Annotated in this window: 13 protein-coding genes and 1 tRNA gene; 8 read left to right on the forward strand and 6 right to left on the reverse strand. The window is 48.0% G+C overall.

Annotated elements, in window-relative coordinates; all coding sequences use genetic code 11:
- Positions 1–287 precede the first annotated feature (287 nt).
- Positions 288–1,529: a nitrate/nitrite transporter gene (locus MKX59_RS10570; protein ID WP_076295271.1), complete on the reverse strand. Its 1,242-nt coding sequence runs from the start codon at positions 1,527–1,529 to the stop codon at positions 288–290.
- Positions 1,530–1,948: 419 nt separating this feature from the next.
- Here MKX59_RS10570 and nirB (MKX59_RS10575) point away from each other — a divergent pair, with 419 nt between their 5' ends.
- Entirely contained in the window at positions 1,949–4,123 is a 2,175-nt protein-coding gene (gene nirB, locus MKX59_RS10575) for a nitrite reductase large subunit NirB (protein ID WP_076295272.1), read from the forward strand.
- A gap of 86 nt (positions 4,124–4,209) precedes the next feature.
- Positions 4,210–6,390, forward strand: coding sequence for an assimilatory nitrate reductase catalytic subunit NasC (gene nasC, locus MKX59_RS10580; protein ID WP_076295273.1), 2,181 nt, complete (start codon positions 4,210–4,212; stop codon positions 6,388–6,390).
- Positions 6,391–6,517: 127 nt separating this feature from the next.
- Here nasC and MKX59_RS10585 read toward each other — a convergent pair whose 3' ends face one another.
- Entirely contained in the window at positions 6,518–7,591 is a 1,074-nt protein-coding gene (locus MKX59_RS10585) for an anthranilate phosphoribosyltransferase (RefSeq protein ID WP_028540535.1), read from the reverse strand.
- Positions 7,592–7,610: 19 nt separating this feature from the next.
- On the reverse strand, positions 7,611–8,213 hold the full coding sequence (locus MKX59_RS10590; protein WP_023989349.1) for an ANTAR domain-containing response regulator: 603 nt from the start codon (positions 8,211–8,213) through the stop codon (positions 7,611–7,613).
- 445 nt (positions 8,214–8,658) lie between these two features.
- Here MKX59_RS10590 and nirB (MKX59_RS10595) point away from each other — a divergent pair, with 445 nt between their 5' ends.
- Both nirB (MKX59_RS10595) and nirD read left to right on the forward strand, forming a co-directional pair.
- Entirely contained in the window at positions 8,659–11,091 is a 2,433-nt protein-coding gene (gene nirB / locus MKX59_RS10595) for a nitrite reductase large subunit NirB (RefSeq protein WP_076264809.1), read from the forward strand.
- Positions 11,092–11,103: 12 nt separating this feature from the next.
- Positions 11,104–11,433 carry a nitrite reductase small subunit NirD gene (nirD, locus tag MKX59_RS10600; protein ID WP_025724005.1) on the forward strand — a complete coding sequence of 110 codons (330 nt, stop codon included), beginning with the start codon at positions 11,104–11,106 and terminating at the stop codon, positions 11,431–11,433.
- A gap of 290 nt (positions 11,434–11,723) precedes the next feature.
- On the opposite strand, the gene MKX59_RS10605 is transcribed toward nirD, so the two are convergent.
- Positions 11,724–11,795, reverse strand: a tRNA-Val gene (locus MKX59_RS10605).
- A gap of 141 nt (positions 11,796–11,936) precedes the next feature.
- Here MKX59_RS10605 and MKX59_RS10610 point away from each other — a divergent pair.
- Together MKX59_RS10610 and MKX59_RS10615 are read left to right on the forward strand one after the other, a co-directional pair.
- Positions 11,937–12,380, forward strand: a complete 444-nt coding sequence (locus MKX59_RS10610) for a GNAT family N-acetyltransferase (protein WP_028540537.1) — start codon at positions 11,937–11,939, stop codon at positions 12,378–12,380.
- A gap of 90 nt (positions 12,381–12,470) precedes the next feature.
- Entirely contained in the window at positions 12,471–12,707 is a 237-nt protein-coding gene (locus tag MKX59_RS10615; RefSeq protein WP_023989345.1) for a DUF3892 domain-containing protein, read from the forward strand.
- A gap of 122 nt (positions 12,708–12,829) precedes the next feature.
- Here the strand turns inward: MKX59_RS10615 and MKX59_RS10620 are convergent, their stop codons facing one another.
- Complete coding sequence (locus MKX59_RS10620; protein WP_028540538.1) at positions 12,830–13,588, reverse strand: MBL fold metallo-hydrolase; 759 nt, start codon at positions 13,586–13,588, stop codon at positions 12,830–12,832.
- Positions 13,589–13,789: 201 nt separating this feature from the next.
- On the opposite strand from MKX59_RS10620, the gene MKX59_RS10625 reads away from it, so the two are divergent.
- Both MKX59_RS10625 and MKX59_RS10630 read left to right on the forward strand, forming a co-directional pair.
- Positions 13,790–14,347: a hypothetical protein gene (locus MKX59_RS10625; protein WP_023989343.1), complete on the forward strand. Its 558-nt coding sequence runs from the start codon at positions 13,790–13,792 to the stop codon at positions 14,345–14,347.
- Positions 14,348–14,426: 79 nt separating this feature from the next.
- Complete coding sequence (locus MKX59_RS10630) at positions 14,427–14,732, forward strand: DUF1292 domain-containing protein (protein WP_007431055.1); 306 nt, start codon at positions 14,427–14,429, stop codon at positions 14,730–14,732.
- A gap of 106 nt (positions 14,733–14,838) precedes the next feature.
- Here MKX59_RS10630 and MKX59_RS10635 read toward each other — a convergent pair whose 3' ends face one another.
- The gene (locus tag MKX59_RS10635; protein WP_013310938.1) at positions 14,839–16,314 is read right to left on the reverse strand and encodes an aminotransferase class I/II-fold pyridoxal phosphate-dependent enzyme; all 1,476 of its coding nucleotides are present in this window, start codon (positions 16,312–16,314) and stop codon (positions 14,839–14,841) included.
- Positions 16,315–16,445 lie beyond the last annotated feature (131 nt).

A 16,445-nucleotide genomic window follows, 5' to 3' on the forward strand; every position in this document is an offset into this window, starting at 1 on the left:
AGTATGTTGTGTGAAAAATGGTTATATAAGTGTTTACATAAGAAAAATTATGAAAATGAAAGCGATTTTCAATGTTTTTTGAATGAAAATTTCATTTAATTTTCATGGTATTTTCGGAAAATATTTATTAAATGTGATAATTATCATAGTTTTATAGGTGTAGTTCGATTAAGTGTGCATGAAAAATAGCTTAACTTCATTTTATATAAACGAAGTTAAGCTATTTTTTGGCTATAGGGATGGTTGAGGGACAATTCAATGCTTCGCAGCTCTATGTTTAATGAACATCAGGCATTTAATTCTCCGATGCGCTTGACGGCTTCATCAGTAACTGTAGCAGAGCGTCGCATCCAGCTGTTACGCCATTTCAATTGCATTATGATGACGAGGGTAAAGGCACAGAACGTGATTAGGCTCAGAGAGATGAAGCCTGGCATATAGGAACCCGTTAATTTGTACAGATGACCCAGTATAAGGGGAAGAAAGTACCCGCCTATGCCACCAGCAGCGCCGACGATACCGGTCATGAGCCCGATTTCGTTGCCGAACCGCTGCGGAACGAGCTGGAATACGGAGCCGTTGCCAGCGCCAAGGCACATCATGCCTACGAACAGCAGCACAACTACCACGGTAAGTGGCGGTAAAAACGCAATGCCGGCGAGCATAATCCCGGCTCCCGCATACAAGTACATTAACATGCGTGAACCACCAATCCGATCAGACAAAAAGCCACCTACAGGACGAAAGAAGCTTCCGGCAATCACACAAACGGTCGCAAAATCGGCGGCATGTACCGCGGAGAGGCCATATTGGGTATTGAAGAAAATAGTCAAATAATTAGAAAGGCCAACGAATCCGCCAAACGTCACGCAGTAAAAGGCACAGAATACCCAGGCATCCCTCTGTTTGAGCACCGAAGCATATTGCGACAGACTTTTTGGTGCTGGGCGGTGAGGGCTGTTGCGGGCAAAAATACTGAACAGAACGAAGACGGTTAAGATGGGGAGGATAGCCAATCCGAAAACGGCTTCCCAACTGCCAAAATGTTGAGCAATGCGGTTGGCGAACAATGTCGCAAGGACGGTACCGCTATTCCCAGCACCGGCAATTCCCATAGCCAAGCCTTGATGCTCTTTGGGGTACCATTGACTGGCCAACGGCAGCGCAGCTGCAAATGATGCTCCAGCTACGCCCAGGAGCAGGGCAACAACGTACATGTGCTCTAGCGAATCAACCCACAGCCAGCCGAGCAAGAGAGGGATTATCGTGACAAGCATACCAATCTGTCCCGTGAGCTTCGGACCGATATAATCCGACATGAATCCGAGCACGAGCCGCAGCAGGGAACCACCAAGTATAGGTAGGGCGACAAGATTGGCTTTTTGTACAGGGTCCATTGGATAATCATTAGCAATTACAACGGCCAATGGTCCGATCATTCCCCAGATCATAAAACTGATATCAAAATACAGAAAGGAGCCAAATAGGGTGGGCTTGTGTCCGCTTTTCCAGAAACTTTTTTTATTCATTCTCCATCTCTCCTGTTCTAATTGTTGTTCTTTGTCTGCAAAATGTAATTTGAACATGAAAAAGCCGCAAATCGCCCCTACATGGTATCTAGGAAACGGTTTGCGGCTTCATTGCCGTGGTTGACACACCTCATTGTGAGTCGACTTGGTATGATCACGTTGGAGTGATTTTAATCAAATTATAAAAAAGGATCTGTTTCATGTCAATATACATAACACAAATTCGTAAAAAAAATTAAATATAAGGTGAAAATATAGCTTTCGTGTATTAAATATTGACATGACCTTCACAATTCAGTAATCTTAGATACATATCGGCACAACGATGTGCCGACATTTACGGCAACGGTGCCCTTTTCCATAGAATGGAGAAGGGCTTTTTCTGTCTTATTTTATTCGGAGAATGGGGCTGGTTTAATATGATGAAAAAACTGGTCGTCGTCGGTAACGGTATGGCAGGCATCAAATGTGTGGAGGAAATACTTGATCTGGAGCCAGAGCGGTTCCAAATCACGATATTTGGTGCAGAGCCCCGTCCCGGGTACAACCGAGTGCTCCTGTCCAAAATGCTTCAGGAGGAGAGCTCATTTAAGCACATCGTTACCCATGACTGGGACTGGTATGAAGAGAACGGGGTAAAGTTGTACGCGGGTGAACGCGTCTGTCGTATTGATGTTGCAGCCGGGATGGTGGAAACGGAATCCGGTATGAAAGAACCTTATGACATGCTCATATTGGCAACGGGCTCATTGCCTTTCATGCCGCCCATTCCCGGAGCTCGAAAACAGGGAGTAATCGCTTTTCGTGATGTGAATGATTGTGAAACCATGGCGAGATATGCCAAAACATACCGCAAGGCCACGGTTATCGGAGGGGGGCTGTTAGGACTTGAAGCCGCTCAAGGCCTACTGAATCTAGGGATGGAAACTGAGGTTGTTCATAATGCGCAGTGTCTTATGAACCGTCAGCTTGACCGGACGGCGGCTGTGCTTCTGCAGCGAAAGCTGGAGCAACAGGGCATGAGGTTTCATTTGGCGAAGGAAACGGTCAACATCATAGGCCGAAACAGGGCGCAAGGATTGATGTTTGCGGACGGGGACAGGTTGGAAACGGATTTGGTTGTGCTGGCGGTTGGTATCCGACCGAATATCGAATTAGCTCAGGACAGCGGTCTGACCGTAAACCGTGCCATTGTCGTAGATGATTATATGCGCACGAGTATTCCTAGTATTTATGCCGTCGGCGAATGTGCTGAGCACCGCGGGATTTCATACGGGCTAGTGGCGCCGCTATATGAGCAGGGCAAAGTGCTGGCAAAAGTTATTTGTGGTCGTGAAACGGCTCCCTATGAAGGGACGGTTCCGTATGCGCAGCTCAAGGTAGCGGGAATCCATGTGTTTTCCGCAGGAGACATTCGTGATGAGGGAAACGAGACAGCAGTCATGGAATATAACGGGATGCTGAAGGTTTATAAAAAAGTGATGATGCACGGCGGTGCTGTCACTGGCGCCATTTTGTTCGGAGATACGGCGGAAAGCACCTCGCTGCTCGGAATGGTACAGCGCGGCGCACCCGCTACAGAGCTAACATCCCGGGATAACGGCGGAAGCAAAGCGGAGGATGCGGCAGCCGCACTGCCGGAAGAGGAAACGGTATGTGCGTGCAACGGCGTGAGTAAGGGGGCTATTTTGCGAGCGATCACTACGGATAAGCTGAAGACGGTGGAAGAGGTGAAGAGCCGGACCAAAGCATCCGGTTCCTGTGGGGGCTGTCGGCCGCTGGTGGCTGCACTGGTCAAAAATAGTTTGTCCCAATCGACAGTTTCCGGACCTGTAGTTACTCCGACCGCCCAAGAAGTAGTCCCTGTGTGTGGATGTACGCATTACGATCATGATTCGCTTAAAACAGCTATGGTGGACGCAGCCTGTCAGACTCCAGATGAAGTAGTGTCCCGTCTCGGTTGGACTAGACAGCAGGGGTGTGAATTGTGTCGGCCGGCTGTACTTTATTATTTGGAATCCCTTGGGTTGCGCGACAGATCTGCGACAAATCCATTAGGTGCTGGTGTTGTGGTTCAGGTCACACCGCAGTACGGAGGAGAAGCGCCCTCTGCGGGTCTGCGCTTTACGAACCTAAATGCCGAGAATCGGGCTTTTGTTGAGTCGGACCTGATGGATCAGGCATTTGTAGAAGTAGCCTGGCTCAGAGAGCGGTTGGTAACTTTATGGGGAAGTCTCGCATTGCCCGCGTTGGTTACAGTTGCTATTTGTCCTGGATCGGCGTATCCGGCAGGTGTACTTGTCCACGATATTGGAATATCCCGATCTCCAGTAGGCTGGGAGGTTTATGCCGGTGGCCATGCAGAGCATCCAGTTCGCCAGGGGCAGCTGCTTGGATTGGAGGAAGACCCGGCAGAAGCGGTCCTGATGGCTGTAGCCTGCTTGCAAATATACCGACATAGTGCCCGGTATGGGGAGAAAATGTGGGAGTGGATTGAAAGGACTGGCGTTCTGGCATTACGGGAAAGTGTGCTTGACGCTGCTCTTCGAAGTGGACTGGCGGGTAGCCTGCGGACCACAATGCTGACAGGATGATGTGATGGGTTGAGTTCAGTTGTGGCGATATTCTATCGTGTGCAGACAATAAAATTCCGAAAAATGGCGAAGGGGAGGTGACTTTGATGTGTCAGTCAGGAGAAGGCAAACCGGAAGCTGGGCTACATGTATCGTCAGTAATGGATACGCAGTGCCCGTTTTGCAGCGTGCAATGTAAGATGACCGTTAGTGCGGGTACGGAGACACTTGCGGGTATCATCCGTACAGTGTATAAGGCGGAAGGGAAGGCTAATGCAGCCTCGCAGGGTAGGCTGTGCATCAAGGGAATGAATGCGCATCAGCATGCGACTCATGCGGAAAGGCTGGTACAGCCCCTCATACGCAAAGAGGGCAAACTTGTTCCCGTCAAGTGGGAGGAGGCGTTGGATACTATAGCTAGCAGTTTCTCTACGCTACTGTCCACACAGGGTCCCGATGCAATCGGAATTTACGGTGGAGGTTCACTCTCCAATGAAACGGCTTATTTACTCGGTAAATTTGCAAGAGTAGCTGTAGGTACGCGATATATCGATTATAACGGGCGCTTCTGCATGTCGGCAGCGGCATCCGCTGGCAGTAAAGTGTTTGGCGTTGATCGCGGACTGACCTGCAGACTGGCTGATATTCCGTTGGCTCGTTGTATTGTGCTTGCAGGCACGAATATCGCTGAATGCCAGCCGACCTTAATGCCTTATTTTCATCAGGCGAAGGAAAACGGTGCGTTTGTCATTGTAATTGACCCGCGCGTGACGCCAACGGCGGCGGCCGCCGATCTGCACCTGCAAATCAAGCCAGGTATGGATGCTGTACTGGCCAATGCCATGCTAAAGGTCATCATGGACGAAGGATTTGCGAATGAAGAGTTTATCCGCAAGCGGACCAACGGCTATGATCAGCTGTTGACTCATTTGAAGGGTGTGGATCTGAACGAATCAGCTGCGCTGTGTGGAATTGAAGTAGAAATGATCCGGCAGGCAGCACATGCCTTTGGCAGTGTGGAGACCGGCATCGTTTTTACGGCCAGGGGTGTTGAACAGCAGACAGATGGACATATGGCGGTGCGTGCATTTCTTAATCTGGTGCTGGCCACTGGCAAGATTGGAAGGGAAGGGTGCGGTTATGGAGCTATTACAGGTCAGGGAAACGGGCAAGGGGGGCGAGAGCACGGCCAAAAGGCTGACCAGCTTCCTGGTTACAGATCAATTGAGGATGAAGAAGATCGAGCCTATGTGGCGTCCGTGTGGGGAGTAAAACCAAGCAGTTTACCGGGTAAGGGAGTGTCCGCCTATGAAATGATGGAGCTTGTCCATCAGAGAGAAATCCAAGCTTTGTTCGTGATGGGCTCTAATCCTGTTGTATCTAACCCGAATGTCCGGCTGGTGGAGGAAGCCCTCAAAAAGCTGAATCTGCTGGTTGTGGCGGATATGTTTCTCACTGAAACCGCGCGGATGGCCGACGTTGTTTTGCCTGTGACGTCTTATTTGGAGAATACGGGGACGATGACCAATCTGGAGGGCCGCGTTCTGCTACGGGAAGCGGCGAGGTCCGCACCAGGCGAGGCTAGAGATGACTGGAACATTTTGTGTCAGGTAGCTGCAAAGCTAAACAAGGGCAGCTATTTCTCGTACAGGGATGCTGAGCATATCTTTGAAGAACTGCGGCTTGCCAGCCGGGGCGGTCCTGCCGATTATTATGGGATCACATATGACAGGTTGCGTCGTGAAGAAGGGGTATATTGGCCATGCCCGTCTACGGACAGAGCCGGTATGGATACGATGTTTCGGGAAACCTTTGCCCATTCCGATCAAAAGGCTGTTTTTACGGTGGTTGAAAGCTGTGGAGCAGGAGAGGAGATATCCGAGGAGTACCCGCTTATTTTGACGAACGGCCGCGTGCTGGCTCACTATTTGACCGGTGCACAAACGCGCAGAAGTCCGTCGCTGGCCGCACGAGAGATTGAGAATTATGTGGAAATTCATCCGCGGACAGCGCGACGCTGGCATATCAGGGACGGGGAGTGGGTAGAAATAGCATCACAGCGCGGCAGCTTCACTGTCCGCGGCCGGATCAAACCACATATCCGCGAAGATACGCTCTTCGTGCCCATGCATTGGGGTGGGATACAAAATGTAAATCGGGCGACCCGACCCGATCTTGATCCGTTCTGCCGGATGCCTGGCTTCAAAACGGCTGCTGTACGCATCCGTCCCCTTCACCTGGCCGTAGCCGCGACCAGTGCAGATAATGGGGAATGGTCTGAGTTCTAGAGCAGGACTGAGTAAGTGACTTTTTCTTTGCATAAAAGGCCAGCCCCCTTTGTATGAGTGAGGGAGCTGGCCTTTTTGGGTTGGACAGTTTAGGGCCCGCAATCCCTAGACTGCGTGACGCCAATAATTAAAAATGCATTCGGGTTTCGGATCTGCTTGCTCCTGTTTTTATTTCTTTTCTGAGCATAGCTTCCCGCCAGTGACAATACAAACCCCAGGCGTCCCCGTTTTCTAGCAGCGGTTTGCAGGTATACAAACCTTCCTCTATGGAGTCGACTCGCCCTGCAACGAACAGTCGGACCGCACTGTTGAGTAACACTTGATTCGAAAAGGCTATAGAAGCTGTGCCTTGCAGCACTTCCTCCGTAATGCGCAGCTGTTCAGCGGGGGTCCAGTTATGCTCGGGTACCACCGAATCCAGCCCGTACATTTCCGGATCAATAACCTGTAGTGATACCTCGCCGTTAGCAAGCAGGTAAGTCCGGGTCGGCCGATCGATGAACAGATCCTCCGATCCTTCGCTCCCCTGGACGATCAGAGCCCTGCGGTAATTCAGATTTTGCATGAGTTTCGCCGTCTTCTCGAGCACAGTATTGTGGAAAACGCCGAATACAATATACGGGGAAGAACCGTAATCAACCAGTTTCTCGGCAGTATTCAGCACTGTGCGAAGCCCCAGCTCTTCGCGAATGGGCCGCATATCTCGCAGGGGCGCGCACCACTGTTCGGAGGCAACGAACAGTACACCAGTCAGCTTCGCGGCATGAATGGCGGTTTCACGTGTCATGTTCCGGGACGTTACCCCCATTTCCTGCAGCAAAAGCGGGAGCGTAACACCCCATTTGGGAGGGAGAGGTGCACTGCCATGCATCGTTACAGGAATTCCGCATGAGGCGAGTAGAAAGGCCGTTGCGAAGGTGGCGATAAATGAAGACTTTCTGCCATCGTACGGACCGGCGAAATCAATCCCTTCCTGCATCGGAAAGCGATGGGTATATTTACGGCAGATGTTTACAAATGCTTCCAACTCGGCAACACTCTCCATTTTAATGCGCTCCGCGGCAAAGAAAGCTCCGATTTGAGCAGGGGTTGCTGACTGGGTCATAATAAGTTCGGCAGCAGCTTCGGCTTCGGCGTAATTCAGATCCCGGGCGCCCCTTTTGCCGCGACCAACTTCTTTTAATATTTCAATGATATTCATGTTCGGGCCCCTTTCAGATTTATGCTTTTAGCATTTGCTGTGCTTTGACGATGGAGATGGCCACATCAACGATACGTTTGCGTTCGTTCATTGCTTTTTTGCGTAGCACATCATATGCTTCCGCTTCCGGGATACCGTTTACTTCCCCAAGTATTCCTTTCGCCATATCAATCCATTTGCGTTCTTCCAGCCGAGCGGTCAGTTGCTTGCGTTCACTTTGCCAGTGCTGGCGTTCAAAAAAGCGTTTGGCGCTAAAATGAAGAGCCCAATTCAGCTCATGGGCTGCCATAGAAGGGGTTAGAATGCCATCGACAGTGACATCAGCTTCACAGGCCTCTGTCGATGATAGCGCTGATTCTGCGCTGCACCACCAGAGCAATGGGATCGCTTTGGCTTGCTCCAGCCTGCCACTCCATATGCTGATAGTGCCGACAGGTATGTTTAGTACCGCCGCGTCTGCATTAAGAATTAGCTGTTTGATTTCAGATTCATTGCGGCAGGGCAGGGTTAGGTATCCGTTGGACTCTAAAAGGTGCTCAGGTCCTGCCTGCCATGAGGAAACGGCGTGTGTCTGCTCAGATACATAGTCAGAATGTAAGTGAATTACCAACAAGGAACGCAAGCGGGCTCCTCCTCTCTGTAACATGAAGGGTAGTTAGCGATGGGGATAGTAATCATTGATAACAAATATGACATAAGATTTTGTCTGCCTGCTTATTTTTTTCATCATCATCAAGCTAAAACGGACTTTCAAACCATTTTGGCGTGTTTTGGACTGAAAATCAATCCTAATTTTGTAGGGGAGTGATATTTTATACGTCATAGATATGTTACATGGTGATAAAATATAATTTTTATAAGTTTATGCGTAAGGAATGTTGACATATCATTTGAAGCATTATATATTAGCTACAATACTTTTTAATTCCATACTCTGATGGATACAACGGCGTATTCGATGAAACGGCAATGGAGCCTGTTTTCTCATGTGGAGGGATATTTTGAATCCCCATATGTGAAGCAGGCTTTTTATGTTTTGAGGATACAAATGGAAGGGGAGTGACCTGATGAACGATATTCAAAAGTTAGTGTTGATCGGCAACGGAATGGCAGGGATACGCACTCTCGAACATTTGCTGAAGCTTGCACCAGGTAGCTATGAGATTACGGTATTCGGGGCCGAGCCCCATCCAAACTATAACCGGATCATGCTGTCCTCCGTTCTGGCGGGAGGAGCTGGTTTGCAGGATATTGTCATCAATGACTGGAGTTGGTATGAAGACAACAATATTCGATTGTATACCGATGATCCTGTCACAGCCATCGACACGGAAAAGCAGCAGGTGACGTCACGCTCCGGCGTATGCATCTCTTATGATTTGTTGTTGTTGGCAACAGGTTCTAAAGCCTTTATTCTGCCGCTTCCAGGGGCCGACAAGGAGGGTGTTATCGGTTTTAGGGATATTCGTGACTGTGAAACGATGATGGAGACGGCAAAGACGCACAAAAAAGCAGCTGTTATCGGCGGCGGATTGCTTGGGCTAGAGGCAGCTAGGGGGCTGCTTAACTTGGGGATGGACGTCACAGTTATTCATATTAACGGATATATTATGGATCGGCAGCTGGATGAGGCTGCTTCCCTTATGCTCCGGCGCGAGCTGGAGGAGCAGGGAATGACTTTTCTGGTCAATAAGCGAACGGCGGCTATTACGGGCCGTCGTCGCGTGGAAGGATTGAAATTTGCCGATGGCAGTGAGCTGGAAGCAGACTTGATCGTTATGGCGGTAGGCATCAGACCAGACATTGAACTGGCGGTGTCGGCGGGAATTCCTGTAAACCGTGGCATCATCGTAAATGATTACATGGAAACGAATGTCCCTGGCATATACGCCGTTGGCGAATGTGCAGAACACCAGGGAATCACTTACGGACTGGTAGCTCCATTATATGAGCAGGGTGGTGTGCTGGCTCAGCGGCTCGCGGGAATGGAGACTCCCGGCTACAGTGGTTCCGTCACTTCTACAAGGTTGAAGGTATCGGGTGTCGACGTGTTTTCAGCAGGGCATTACAAGGATGAACCGGGAACACGTTCCCTGCGGTATCAGGATGATATTGGCGGCGTCTACAAAAAAATCGTGATCAAGGACGAAAAACTGATCGGAGCCGTTCTGTTTGGGGATACGTCTGACGGAGCCATGCTGTTTTCTTTGATCAAAAGTGGCGGGTCGGTGGTTGGCCGAGAGAAAGAGTTATTACTTGGCTTCAATCCCGGTCAACCTGAAGCTAGTGGCGCCATGATGCTGGAGCAGATGCCTGATGACGAAATTGTATGCGGATGTAATGGTGTATCCAAGGGTGACATTGGAGAGGCGGTTGCGGCTGGCTGCCGGAGTGTCGGGGAGATTAAGGCATGTACGAAGGCATCGGCATCATGTGGCGGCTGCAAGCCATTAGTGGAGGGACTCTTACAGCTATACGCAGGTGCAGAAGCCGGAGAAACGCTGAAAGAGGGGATTTGTAGTTGTACGACGCTTGACCGGGAAGCGATCATTGATGGCATTCGAGAGATGGGATTGAAGAGCGTTAAAGAAGTGATGAATGTGCTGGGATGGAACGAACCGGAAGGTTGCACGAAATGTCGTCCGGCCCTCAATTATTATCTAGGTATGGTATGGCCGATGGATTATGAGGATGAGAAGGAATCCAGATTCACGAATGAACGGTACCATGCCAATATACAGAAAGATGGCACCTATTCTGTCGTGCCCCGCATTTATGGAGGAGTTACTTCACCTGCCGATCTGAAGAAAATTGCTGCTGTCGCAGAAAAATACAATGTGCCTCTGGTTAAATTTACGGGTGGCCAACGTCTTGACCTGCTTGGTGTGAAAAAGGAGGATTTGCCGGGGATCTGGGCCGAGTTGGATATGCCGTCTGGATATGCCTATGGAAAGACGCTGCGAACGGTTAAGACGTGCGTAGGTAACACCTTTTGCCGCTTTGGCACTCAGGATGCTATGGGTATGGGCATTCGGTTGGAAAAGGCATTTGAACGGCTGAATGCGCCATCCAAAGTCAAACTGGCTGTATCTGGTTGCCCGCGTAACTGCGCTGAAGCGACGATCAAGGATTTAGGCGTCGTTGCTATTGACGGTGGCTGGGGGATCTACGTTGGAGGTAACGGCGGTATTAAGGTTCGGGCAGCTGAACTGCTTTGTACCGTTAAAACCGAGGATGAAGTAATGGAATGGACCGGTGCCTATCTGCAGTATTATCGCGAGCAGGCCAATTGGAACGAACGCACAGCCCATTGGGTGGAACGGGTCGGAGTTGAATCCATCAAACAGGCACTCGCGAATGCAGAGACGAGGAAACAACTGGTGACCAGAATTGAAGAGACGTTAAGCACGACGACTGATCCGTGGCACGAAATTATTCACAACGAAGAGCTGCGCAAAAATTTTGTACAGTTGCCGGAACTTAAGGCAGTAACGGAATAGGGGGCTGACAAAATGGAGACCAATACGACAACCAACAGAGTCAGAATAGCTGATCTGAACGAAATTGACCGACGTGGAGCAAGGACAGTTCGCATTCATAATACAGAGATAGCTGTATTCCGTCTGAGCGATGGCAGCGTGCATGCGCTTGAGAATCGTTGTCCGCACAAAGGGGGGCGGTTATCCGAAGGAATGATATGTGGCTCAGCGGTCCATTGTCCGCTCCATGACTGGAAAGTCGACCTTTCCACTGGTCGGGTGCAAGAGCCGGATACTGGATGTGTGACTGCTTACCCCACGGAGATTGATAGTGAGAGCGGGGCGGTTTATATCGTAATCTAAGAGTTCTATACGTATTGTGCTGATGGTTCTGCTTTTTTTCTTCTATATAATAGAAGGATCAAGGTGAAAGGCTTTGTTGAAGAAGTGGTGCTGTTAAAGTGCAATGAACTGAGTATACAGAAAAGTCGACCCTATTTTTCCGGGCGGCTTTTTTATCTTATAAGTATGATTTTAATTAAAAAATATTTCTTGATTAAATCTTAGTGAATGACCTGTTTTCTTTTCTCAGGATAACTCGCTTTATTTCTAGACAAATAAAAAAAGCCTTGAGAATCAAGGCTTTTGACGAATAGGACGGATGGGGATCGAACCCATGACCCTTACCCTGTCAAGATAATGCTCTCCCGCTGAGCTACCGTCCTGCGGTTACTAGATAATATCATGTATTAACCATATATGTAAAGTGAAAAAATAGAAGTCAGCCTGTACTTCATGACCATTTATATATATAATTCGAATTTAGCGAGTTTGCAATTTGGAATTAATGATAGGGGGAACAGATGATGGCCGCAGAAATTATAAGTGTAACAACAGAGGAACAGCTACAGGAGGCAATATCGATCCGTACCAAAGTGTTTGTCGAAGAGCAAAAGGTTCCTCTTGATTTAGAAATTGACCATTATGACAAGCTGGGAGATACGGCCCATCATTTGCTAATTTGTGAACATGGTGAAATGGTGGCCACTGGTCGATTGACATACTATGAGGAAGATACAGCTAAAATGCAACGTATTGCCGTTCTCAAGGAGCATCGTGCGGCAGGCTATGGACGTGTATTACTGCTAGCACTGGAGGAACGTGCACGTGAATTGGGGTTAAGATACTCGCTGCTAGATGCCCAATGTCAAGCCGAGAAGTTTTACGAAAAGCTCGGTTATGAGACGATCTCCGATGAACCTTTTGACGATGCGGGAATAACGCATGTACGTATGCGCAAAAAGTTGTAGTCGACAGCGTAAGGTGCATACAAATCTGTACAATGTGCATGCTAGTAAAAGTTCCTCCACTATAATACTATGGATAAGGAGCGATACAGTATGGCTGATACAGAACGAGAGCAAATTACAGCAGTACGTAAAGACGGGGATGGCGACCTTACGTCTTTTCAGACATCTACTGGTCGGGTTTTAGATTATAACCAAGCATTGAACGAGATTGAGGCAGGCTCAATTGCAGGCGTTAACGTTTTCAAGGCCAAGGATGGAAGCAAACGAATTCGGGGAGATGCCGATGGAGATCCATCTAATAACCTGGATCAACTGCCATTGTTCTGACCTTAACTCGCAACATTAGAATGCAAGTTCATCATTATATTCAAGAACAGCAAGCCGCCTGGCTATCCTTTGTAGGAAAGCCAGGCGGCTTTTTGTTAATTGTTCAAACTGTATTTAGCATGCTACTCTGCACGTTCCAACTCTGTAAGTTGATATACTCGTTGCTGCTCTAGAAAGGACATGACTCCTGCCTTCTCCCTGAATTGTTCCATATCATCACTATAGTGCATCAGATGAATCCGCTCTTGAAGAGATGGCGCCAAGCTTAGCAGCTCGTCCAACGTCGTATGGACTTCTCCAGCGCCTTGTAATTGAACCTCATGCAGAATACCCCGACATCCTCGTTCATGCACCAGATGATGAAGCAAATCAGGGTCAAAAACCATATCTGCACTATAAAAAAGGCGGTCATTAATGAATATGGAATAACTGTTTTTACCCGGAATATGCCTTGTAGGGATTAGCTCCACCTGGATACCCGATACTAATGTAGTGGGTACACCAGGCGTTATTACGTTTACCTCGAATACATCTTCAAGCTTGTCAATCATACCTTGCTGTGACATTCCGCCCTTGAGCGTATGTTCCCACAAAGGGTGGATTAGTGGTTCGGCGATATAAAGTAGAGGCTTGCGACGATGGAGAATGTTCATTTGAAAACCGAATTCCTCCAAACCTCCGACATGATCTGCGTGAATATGTGTGATTAAAATTGCGCCAATATCAGGCAAAGGGACGCCCATTTGGTGTAATGCTAAAGAAGCGGTTGTACCGCAATCGATCAGCAGTTTGCCTTCTCCGCTGTCCAGCAGCGCGTTGTTGTTGTAATAATGCTTGGCAAAGGCACTGCCTGTGCCAAGCATTTGTATCGTTAGGCTCATTATGGATTATCCCTCCGGACTTTGTGTACTAGGACATTCTACAGTCGTATTTTATCACCTATGCTGCTGGAACTAAAGATTTGGCTCCTTATGTAAAAACTTTGGACAATTTGTGAAACACAGCGCAACTTGTGCGGCTGAGCTAGGTATAAATGTACGACAGAAGGTTTTAAACAGATAACGATGGAGGGATTAGTAGTGATGAAATGGAGAAAAGTGATGGCCCTAGTGATGGCCTTTTCAATAATGGGAGGGACCGCCATTTCGGCGGAATCCGCCAAGGACCAAGTGCAGTTGATTATTAATGGAGAAGTGTCAAAAGATGGCGCAGTTGTCATTGATGGGAAAACCTATGTGCCCATCCGTGATTTTAACGGACTTGTAAATTTTGATCCATCCGGTGGAAAAGTTGTTTTCGACCAGCCTAACGTGCATATGTTCCTGTTCAAGGGAGATACGGTGTTTGGTAACGTGAATAAAGGCAATAAAGTGAAATTTAATGTATTCAGTCAAATTGATACCTTGAAAACAGATATCTCCGGAGTGAAGGTAGCGATCACCGACCCTTCAGGCAACGTGAAGGATATTCAGTCTCAAGATATCAAAGGAGCGCAAAAGGATAACTTCTGGTTCCGTACGAACGACTTTACGTATGATTTCAAAACAGCAGGGAATTACCGGGTTGGTTTCTACATTAAAGAGAGCAAAGACGGCAGCTATACCCTGGTGTCCGAAAAAGTCATTACAGCGATAAATTAGGCATACCACAAATTGACCTGCACCCTTGATCATGTTACGATACGGGGGAAAATAAAACAATTTGAAGGTAGGTATTTCCATGAGTGATCACAAACATGAACACGGTGAAGCCTGCAACCACGATCATGACCACGAACATGAAGAAATGGTTCTTACGCTAACTGATGAAAATGGTAAAGATGTAGAAATGGTGCTTGTAGAGACCTTTGACGTAGAAGATCACGTTTATGCTCTTCTGCTTGAGCGAGGCAATCCCGAAGCGGATGGCATTATTCTTCGTATGGAAGAAGAAAACGAAGAAATGGTGCTTTACAATATTGAGGACGAAGATGAGTGGAAACGTGTAGAAGCCGCATATAGCGAGCTTGTTGCCCAATACGAATAGAATTGGATGTAGCAGCTGCATAGCTCTTCAAGAAAAAAGCCCCCAAATGGGGGCTTTTTTTGTTGGCTATCAACATATTTTGTAAGCATGTGTTGACAGTTCAATATTATGAAATAGCGTCAGTCTCGACGATAACCTTCACCTGATGTACTGTTCGGTCCTCAGGTCCTTTAACAGGCAGGCCTACTTCTACATGATCAACAATATAATCAATATTGTCCTGCGAAATAACTTCTCCTGGCAGTAAGATCGGAATACCAGGTGGATACACATAAATGAATTCTGCAATAATGCGGCCAGCAGATTCCTTGAAAGGCACGATTTCCGTATCTCCATAAAAAGCGTCTCTTGGAATGAGGGAGAGCTGAGGGATATCCGGTATCTTTACAACCAGCTCATGCTCCTGACCTGTGGAATAGTGCAGAGAAGCCAGCTCACGCAGAGCTTTCAACAAAATTTCAATTTCCTCTTTGGTATCACCAGGGGTCACCAAACAGAGAATATTGTACATATCGCTAAGCTCAACCTCGATATTGTAGTGATCTCTCAGCCAATTTTCCACATCGTATCCGGTAAGACCTAAATGGCGGATATGAACCGTAATTTTGGTTGGATCATAATCGTAGGTAGCTTCCGTGCCGAGAATTTCACTACCAAAGCAATATAGTCCTTCAATCTTGTTAACCTCTGAGCGGCAATATTCAGCCAAATCAAGGGCGCGTTGTGCTATTTCATGACCGTTAAGTGCCAGGTTGCGTCGGGATGTGTCCAAGGAAGCCAACAGGAGATACGAAGTGGATGTCGTTGTCAGCATACTGAAAATCGTTTGTACACGTTGTGGGTTAACGTATCCGTTTTTCGTATTTACATTCAAGATCGAGCTTTGTGTCAAGGAACCGCCCAGCTTGTGGACACTTGTAGCTGACATGTCTGCTCCCGCCTCCATGGCGGACATCGGTAGATCAGGATGAAAATGAATCAGTACCCCGTGAGCCTCATCGACCAGGACCGGCACATTATAGCTGTGAGCGAGATCTACAATTTCTTTTAAGTCGGCGCACACACCGTAATATGTCGGGTTGATAACAAGGACGCCCTTGGCGTCAGGGTGGCGTTCCAATGCCCGGCGTACGGACTTGGTTGTAACCCCGTGGTGAATACCGAGATTTTCATCACTGACTGGAGAAATGAATACTGGTTTTGCACCAGCAAAGATAATGGCAGACATTATAGATTTGTGTACGTTTCTGGGTACAATAATTTTATCACCTGGCAAGCAAATGGACATAATCATGGTGATGATGGCTCCGCTTGTCCCCTGTACACTGTAGTAAGTATAATCTGCTCCGAAGGCATCTGCTGCAAGCTTTTGGGCTTCTTCGATGACACCTGTTGGTTGATGCAGATCGTCCAATGGAGCGATGTTGATCATATCTATGGAAAAGGCATTATCCCCCATAAATTCGCGAAATTCCGGATCTGCTCCGACTCCCTTTTTATGACCTGGGATGTGAAATTGAACCGGGTTGCTCTGAGCGTGCTTCTTCAAAGCAGTAAAAAGCGGGGTGTTGCTTTGATTCATTAGTGTTGTCACAACCTTTCGTGCAGGATTTCGACAATCCTGTGCAAGTGATAATAGAACAAAATTGAGTATAGCAGTTTGAAGTAGGAATGCAAGCGATTGAGGGCGCATTTATTTGCGAAAGAGTGGAG

It is taken from the genome of Paenibacillus sp. FSL R7-0340 (genome assembly GCF_038002205.1).
In the GTDB taxonomy this organism is placed as follows: Bacteria; Bacillota; Bacilli; order Paenibacillales; family Paenibacillaceae; genus Paenibacillus; species Paenibacillus polymyxa_B.

What these genes read in the sequence shown, in the direction of transcription:
- MKX59_RS10570 (WP_076295271.1), bottom strand. Translation starts at nt 1,529, where the DNA reads ATGAATAAAAAAAGTTTCTGGAAAAGCGGACACAAGCCCACCCTATTT.
- nirB (WP_076264809.1), top strand. Translation starts at nt 8,659, where the DNA reads ATGAACGATATTCAAAAGTTAGTGTTGATCGGCAACGGAATGGCAGGG.
- MKX59_RS10630 (WP_007431055.1), top strand. Translation starts at nt 14,427, where the DNA reads ATGAGTGATCACAAACATGAACACGGTGAAGCCTGCAACCACGATCAT.
- nirB (WP_076295272.1), top strand. Translation starts at nt 1,949, where the DNA reads ATGATGAAAAAACTGGTCGTCGTCGGTAACGGTATGGCAGGCATCAAA.
- nasC (WP_076295273.1), top strand. Translation starts at nt 4,210, where the DNA reads ATGTGTCAGTCAGGAGAAGGCAAACCGGAAGCTGGGCTACATGTATCG.
- MKX59_RS10615 (WP_023989345.1), top strand. Translation starts at nt 12,471, where the DNA reads ATGGCTGATACAGAACGAGAGCAAATTACAGCAGTACGTAAAGACGGG.
- MKX59_RS10620 (WP_028540538.1), bottom strand. Translation starts at nt 13,588, where the DNA reads ATGAGCCTAACGATACAAATGCTTGGCACAGGCAGTGCCTTTGCCAAG.
- MKX59_RS10625 (WP_023989343.1), top strand. Translation starts at nt 13,790, where the DNA reads ATGAAATGGAGAAAAGTGATGGCCCTAGTGATGGCCTTTTCAATAATG.
- MKX59_RS10585 (WP_028540535.1), bottom strand. Translation starts at nt 7,591, where the DNA reads ATGAATATCATTGAAATATTAAAAGAAGTTGGTCGCGGCAAAAGGGGC.
- MKX59_RS10610 (WP_028540537.1), top strand. Translation starts at nt 11,937, where the DNA reads ATGGCCGCAGAAATTATAAGTGTAACAACAGAGGAACAGCTACAGGAG.
- MKX59_RS10635 (WP_013310938.1), bottom strand. Translation starts at nt 16,314, where the DNA reads ATGAATCAAAGCAACACCCCGCTTTTTACTGCTTTGAAGAAGCACGCT.
- nirD (WP_025724005.1), top strand. Translation starts at nt 11,104, where the DNA reads ATGGAGACCAATACGACAACCAACAGAGTCAGAATAGCTGATCTGAAC.